This window comes from Legionella nautarum, assembly GCF_001467895.1.
Lineage (GTDB): Bacteria > Pseudomonadota > Gammaproteobacteria > Legionellales > Legionellaceae > Tatlockia > Tatlockia nautarum.
The window spans coordinates 75997-82965 of the sequence record NZ_LNYO01000005.1; the positions used below are offsets into that span (position 1 = coordinate 75997).

Below are 6969 nucleotides of genomic sequence, written 5' to 3' on the forward strand. Positions count from 1 at the left end.
CGATCGATTCCATAACGATTAGGTCATTTAAATATTTTTTTTAAATAGATCGGTGAAATTAAGGCATTTGCATAGTGGACTTGTGTAAAATTTGTTATCATCGGCCCATTTTATTTAAGACCCAAAGGAGAGAATTGTGCGTGAACGATTTACTGAATTCTTAAAAGATGAATTGAATACACTCAAGGACGAAGGCTTATATAAATCAGAACGTATTATAGCAAGTCAACAGCAAGCTGCTGTGCAAGTAAAAGAAGGCGAAGTCATTAATTTATGTGCTAATAACTACTTAGGACTTGCTAATCACCCTGTTTTAATCGGAGAAGGCCAAAAAGCATTAGAAAAATACGGCTATGGTATGGCTTCTGTGCGTTTTATCTGTGGTACACAAACCGTCCATAAAGAATTAGAACGTAAAATAAGTGGTTTTTTGGGGATGGAGGATACTATTCTTTATTCTTCTTGCTTCGATGCGAACACGGGCTTGTTTGAAACGCTTTTAGGGCCTGAAGATGCCATCATTAGTGACGCCTTGAATCATGCCAGTATTATCGATGGCGTACGCCTCTGTAAAGCACAGCGTTTTCGTTATGCCAATAATGATATGTCTGATCTAGAGACTCAACTAATTGCCGCTAAAGATGCGCGCTTTCGTATAATAGCTACCGATGGCGTATTTTCTATGGATGGCATCATTGCCAATTTAGCTGCTATTTGTGAATTGGCCGATCGCTATGATGCCATGGTGATGGTTGACGATTCCCATGCAGTTGGCTTCATGGGAGAAACAGGGCGCGGCACACCGGAATATTGTGGTGTCGCTGATCGAGTGGATATTCTCACAGGAACTTTAGGCAAGGCTCTTGGCGGTGCATCGGGCGGATATACTGCAGCTAACGCAGTCATTGTTGATTGGCTGCGCCAACGCTCAAGGCCTTATCTGTTCTCAAATACCTTAGCCCCAGTCATTGCCCACAGCTCAATTGCTGTCTTAACAATGCTTGAAAATAGCAATGAATTATCGCGAAAATTAAAGAGAAACAGTCAATATTTTCGTAAGGGCATGACGGAACTTGGATTTAATTTGGTTCCTGGTGAGCATCCCATCATTCCAGTTATGCTGGGAGATGCGGCTTTAGCAGGTCGTATGGCTGATCGTTTATTAAAAGAAGGGATTTATGTGGTTGGTTTTTCTTATCCCGTAGTTCCTAAAGGAAAAGCAAGAATCCGCACACAAATGTCAGCTGCTCATGAACTAGAACATTTAGATAGGGCTATCCATGCTTTTGGCAAAGTAGGCAAAGAGCTTGGGGTTATTTGATAAAGTTTTAAGAGATATTTTTAATACCGCTATCTCAGCGGGTCGTTTTTGGAGGGTGCATGAAATCATTAGTGAAAGCCAAGCGTGAGCCAGGAATTTGGATGCAAGAGGTTCCGGTCCCTGAGTATGGTGTTAATGATGTGCTGATTAAAATTCATAAAACTGCCATCTGTGGAACTGATATTCATATCTATTCTTGGGATGATTGGGCTCAGGCAACGATTCCTGTGCCGATGACTGTAGGCCATGAGTTTTACGGTGAAATTGTAGAAATTGGTCGTGAAGTGCAGGGATTAAAAGTGGGGCAGCGTGTTTCTGGAGAGGGTCATATTACTTGTGGGGTCTGTCGTAATTGCCGTGCTGGAAAACAACATCTTTGCCGTAATACCGTTGGGGTTGGTGTCAATCGCCCAGGTTGTTTTGCTGAATATTTAGTAATGCCTGCATCGAATGTCATTGTTTTACCGGATAATATCAGCGCTGAACAAGCAGCTATTTTAGATCCTTTTGGAAATGCAACCCATTGCGCCTTAGCCTTTGATGTGGTGGGGGAAGATGTATTGATCACCGGCGCAGGCCCAATAGGTATCATGGCAGTGGCCATTGTACGTCATATTGGTGCCCGTCATGTAGTTATTACTGACGTGAATGACTATCGGCTTGAACTCGCTAAAAAAATGGGGGCTACCCGTGCAGTCAATGCGAAAAAACAAAACCTCAAAGAGGTGATGGATGAATTAGGGATGCTCGAGGGCTTCGATGTCGGGTTGGAAATGTCAGGAAATCCTTCAGCCTTCAATGACATGGTCAAAGCAATGAACAACGGTGGCCACATTGCCCTGTTAGGCATTCCACCCAAAGAAACGCTCATTGATTGGAACCAGGTTATATTCAAAGGACTAGTGATCAAAGGAATTTATGGGCGCGAAATGTATGAAACTTGGTATAAAATGATTGCCATGTTACAAAGCGGTTTGAATTTAGAGCCAGTAATGACGCATCATTTCCCCGTTGCTGAATACCAACAGGCGTTTCAAATTATGGCATCCGGTCAATCAGGAAAAGTTATTCTCGATTGGTCTTAACTTAGATACTCAAGATACTTGAGTATAACGCTTGAGTAATCCAGTTATATGGTTTACCTTCTGCGCCTGCTTTTAGTGAGATGGAGCATTTATGTCGCAATACATTTTTACAATGAATCGGGTATCGAAAATTGTCGATAACCAACGTTTTATTTTAAAGGATATTTCCCTGAGCTTTCTTCCAGGGGCAAAAATAGGTGTCTTGGGCTTAAATGGCTCCGGTAAGTCCACGCTATTGCGTATTATGGCTGGAGTAGACAAGCAACATGAAGGTGAGGCGAGACCGCAACCAGGTATAAAAATTGGTTATTTAGAGCAAGAACCTCAGCTTGATTTTGATAAAACAGTGCGCGCTGTTGTTGAAGAAGGCGTCGCTGATATAAAAGCTAAATTAGCTGCTTTTGACGAAATTAGTATGCGTTTTGCTGAACCAATGACTGATGATGAAATGAATTCCTTGTTGGAAAAGCAAGGCGAACTGCAAAACGATATCGAAACACATGGAGGCTGGGATCTTGATCGGCGCTTGGATATTGCTGCGGATGCGCTGCGACTGCCAGATTGGGATAGCAAAATATCTGTGCTTTCAGGGGGCGAACGACGTCGCGTAGCCCTTTGCCGGTTGCTGCTCTCAAGCCCAGACATGTTACTGTTGGATGAGCCGACTAACCATTTGGATGCAGAGAGTGTGGCCTGGCTCGAGCGTTATCTAGAAGAATTTTCAGGAACAGTGGTAGCCATCACCCACGATCGTTATTTCTTAGACAATGCGGCTGAATGGATATTGGAGCTTGATCGCGGAGAAGGTATTCCTTACAAAGGAAACTACAGTGCTTGGCTTGAGCAAAAAGAAGCGCGTTTGGCGATGGAAGAAAAGCAGCAAGCGTCTCATGAACGAGCCATTAAAGCTGAGCTTGAATGGGTCCGCACTTCGCCGAAGGGACGTCATGCTAAGTCTAAGGCAAGGCTTGCCCGCTTTGAAGAAATGAATTCTAAAGAATTCCAAAAACGTAATGAAACCAATGAATTATATATCCCACCAGGTGAGCGTTTAGGTGATTTAGTCATCGAAGGGAAAAATATCAGCAAATCATTTGGGGACCGCTTATTGATTGATAATTTGAGTTTCCAACTCCCCAAAGGCGGTATCCTCGGCATTATTGGTCCGAATGGGGCTGGTAAGTCGACTTTCCTAAAAATGATCACCGGCCAAGAGCAACCTGATCAGGGTGAAATTCGTATTGGTGATACGGTTAACTTAGCCTACGTTGACCAAATGCGCGATCATTTGGCGGATAATAAAACAGTATGGGAAGAAATTGCTGACGGTCATGATATTATGCAAGTTGGTTCATTCCAGATGCCATCCCGAGCTTATGTGGGGCGCTTTAATTTTAAAGGCGCTGATCAACAAAAGAAAATAGGGCAGTTATCCGGTGGAGAGCGAAATCGGGTGCACTTAGCGAAATTACTGAAACGCGGCGGCAATGTATTACTACTCGATGAGCCCAGTAATGACCTGGACGTAGAAACACTAAGGGCTCTGGAAGGCGCTATTTTGAATTTTCCCGGCAGCGCCATTGTTATTTCCCATGATCGTTGGTTCCTCGATCGTGTCTGTACCCATTTAATGGCTTTTGAAGGGGATTCTCAAGTTGTTTATTTTGAGGGTAACTACAGTGACTACGAGGAAGATAAGAAAAAACGCTTAGGTGATGCGGCGGCTAAGCCTTCACGGATTAAATATCGTCGCTTGAAGAGTTGAGATAGAAAATAGCTAAACTCGAATTCGGGTTTAGCTCAATAATTTCTAAAAATTAATAATAAAAGAGAGAAATTTTTACCATGAAAAAGTTGTTGTGGGCTGGCATGCTGTGTCTTGGGCTGGCTGGTTGTATGGAATTTTATGATGAATCAACGTTAATTACTGACGATGCAGGTGTTGTGCATCGCACAACTCATTATCTTCGCGATAAACGAGGACGTGAATATTTCCCTATCAAAGCGCCCGCAACAGGCAAAAAACAATTTATTTTTGATCCGAAGGCTTATGCTTGGGCTGCCTATGATCCAGAAGGCAATCGCTTAATGACAGGTAGCGCTTCCGGTGGTAAGGATGTTTGCGATGAGCATCCTGGACAATCCTGTCGGACAGTAACAGGTAGTTTCCGTGTTTACAATAAGCGAGGACTTGAATGCCGTTCGGGCGAATACCCTGTAGAAACAACCGGTGGCGCAAAAATGCCTTACTGCATGTACTTCTTTAGAGGGTTTACTATCCATGCAGCTTATGAGGTTCCTTTAGCGAATACTAGTCATGGCTGTGTACGTGTTCTTCCTAGTGCTGCTAAATGGTTAAACGAACAGTTTATTACAGTAGGAACTCAAGTGACTATATTGCCTTATCCAGATGAGGGCAGTACGTCATAAATTGGCATCTCGTCGCTTAATTCGTTACGCCGTCCCAGCAATATTCTCCCGTCTCGCGACTTATTAGCCGGATCCAGAGGTCTGATTATGAAAAAAGATCATCTGGATACCGCGGACGTGGTCCTCGGCAGTAGATGGCTTGATGGAGACGCCTCATAATCTAGATTTTTCTTATTTACAATCTCCCGATTAACCCGCTATCTTCTATAAGATTTAATTTCTATTCCCAGAGGTTGCAAAACTCGCTATGCTAACAATTAACTAATTATTAATTAATTTATCGCGCTACTTCAAGATTGGATAAGTAACTTATGATAGGGAATAGATTACTAGGCGTTTTTCTTAGTTTTGCTTGTACTGCTATCTCGTCGGCGGTCTTTGCTTATGACGAACCAGTAGTCAATTTGGGTTACACTAGTTTTTTGGATGGGGGGCCGCCTTCTGGACCGGGATTATATGTACAAAATTATTCTCAATACTACACAGTCAACAAGCTCACTGATAAAAGAGGAATGAAGCTGCCCTTTCCTCGTAACGATTTGAATGTGACCGCGGACATCATCCAGCTCGTCTATGTTTCTACGAAAAAAATATTGGGTGCTAATTTAGGTATGTCGGCACTGTTGCCCTGGCTTATTCGTGCAAGGGTTCATGATGGCCTACAACACCATGTGTTAAGAGCTGCGGATGGCTCTGGTGATCTTTTTATTGGTCCTGCATTACAGTTTGATCCCATCATGCGTAAAGACGGAAAAGGCCCGAGATTTGTACAGCGTTTTGATTTGGATGTTATAGTTCCTGTTGGCCATTTCGATAAAAAATATTCCGTTAATCCGAGTTCTAATTTTTGGTCATTGGCTCCCTATTGGGCTGTGACTTATTGGTTTACTCCAAAATGGGATCTGTCATACCGTCTCCATTATTTATGGAATGCGATAAACCATCGACCTAACGCAGCCTTTGGGCCCACAACCTATGCAACACAAGCAGGACAGGCTGTTTATGCAGATATTGCAACCGATTATGCGGTCACTGAAAAACTTCATCTTGGTATAAATAGCTATTTCTTTTATCAGTTTACAGATACTCGAGTTAACGATGTGAGTGTTCCGGGAAGGCGGGAGAAAGTTTGGGCTCTTGGGCCAGGAATGCTTTATGGATTTACCAAAAATCAATTTTTATTCTTCAACCTATACTTCGAAGCCGATGCAAGAAACCGTGCGCAGGGTACAAATTTTATACTCCGTTATGTGATTCATTTTTAAGTAACGGCTGTTGCATGTAGATTGGACTTTGGTGGATAACAATTGACATTGACCGCCCGGGCTGAGTCCCTCGAGAGCCTCAGGACAGGCTTCGAGACGCAAGCGATGTGTGCTCCTCAGTCTGAACGGGATAAAATTAATAAATGGTGTTTCAGCAAGTCCCCACGGCATCGACCGTAGGGACTAACCTTTATTGATGAGTTTGTGGAGTAGTAGTGTTTTCTTGAGTTGGCTGTGCTCCAGTAGTCGGGCTAGTAGCTGTCTGACGAGGAATTGCAATCATTTGCATGATACCTAAATCGCCAGAAATCTTGCGGCCAACAACTAAGTTAACAGTAAGTGGCTGGGTTAATTTTTCTTTATCATTTTGATAGACCACTTGCATAGGAATGATAACCTTCCACTGGTTATCCTTAATTTCTATGACCTTGCTTTCTCCATTAACCATGGAGCTCACCATCAGTTGCTGAGATTTAATCGCATTCAGGTTACCGGATTTTTGTAGCGCATCATTGAAACCTTGCCAACCTTGCTCGGTATAGCAGGATTTTAAGGATGCTAGCTGATTGTCAATCGTATTATGATCAAAATCAAAAGATTGTTCTGCAGCTTTTTCAGCCCATTTCATCACAATGGTTTGCTCAATGTGAGTGGTTTCTGCGGGGATACGGTAATTACAATTGAGTGGCTGTGGTACTGCCACTGTGGATGTCGACGCGCCTCCAACCGCAGGCGTTGTCGCACCAGCAGCAGGCGTTGCTGTACTAGAGGCAGGCGTAGTTGCACCGGCAGCAGGCGTTGCTGTACTAGAGGCGGGCGTTGTTGCACCGGCAGCTGGCGTTGCTGTACTAGAGGCGGGCGTTGTTGC

General features: G+C 43.5%; 6 protein-coding genes. 5 read left to right on the forward strand and 1 reads right to left on the reverse strand.

The window, feature by feature from the left end; all coding sequences use genetic code 11:
- The first annotated feature begins 136 nt into the window (after positions 1–136).
- The 5 genes from Lnau_RS02440 to Lnau_RS02460 all read left to right on the forward strand — a co-directional run bounded on the left by Lnau_RS02440 (position 137) and on the right by Lnau_RS02460 (position 6101).
- Positions 137–1321 (forward strand): glycine C-acetyltransferase, encoded by a 1185-nt coding sequence (locus Lnau_RS02440; protein WP_058503568.1) that lies wholly within the window; start codon positions 137–139, stop codon positions 1319–1321.
- Between the two features lie 59 nt (positions 1322–1380).
- The gene (gene tdh / locus Lnau_RS02445; protein WP_058503569.1) at positions 1381–2406 is read left to right on the forward strand and encodes an L-threonine 3-dehydrogenase; all 1026 of its coding nucleotides are present in this window, start codon (positions 1381–1383) and stop codon (positions 2404–2406) included.
- Positions 2407–2497: 91 nt separating this feature from the next.
- Entirely contained in the window at positions 2498–4171 is a 1674-nt protein-coding gene (gene ettA, locus Lnau_RS02450) for an energy-dependent translational throttle protein EttA (RefSeq protein ID WP_058503570.1), read from the forward strand.
- Positions 4172–4251: 80 nt separating this feature from the next.
- Positions 4252–4836 carry a L,D-transpeptidase gene (locus Lnau_RS02455; RefSeq protein ID WP_058503571.1) on the forward strand — a complete coding sequence of 195 codons (585 nt, stop codon included), beginning with the start codon at positions 4252–4254 and terminating at the stop codon, positions 4834–4836.
- Between the two features lie 311 nt (positions 4837–5147).
- Positions 5148–6101, forward strand: a complete 954-nt coding sequence (locus tag Lnau_RS02460; protein ID WP_058503572.1) for a SphA family protein — start codon at positions 5148–5150, stop codon at positions 6099–6101.
- Positions 6102–6291: 190 nt separating this feature from the next.
- On the opposite strand, the gene Lnau_RS16720 is transcribed toward Lnau_RS02460, so the two are convergent.
- The coding region (locus Lnau_RS16720) for a DotI/IcmL family type IV secretion protein (protein ID WP_058503573.1) at positions 6292–6969 on the reverse strand (678 nt) is incomplete at its 5' end.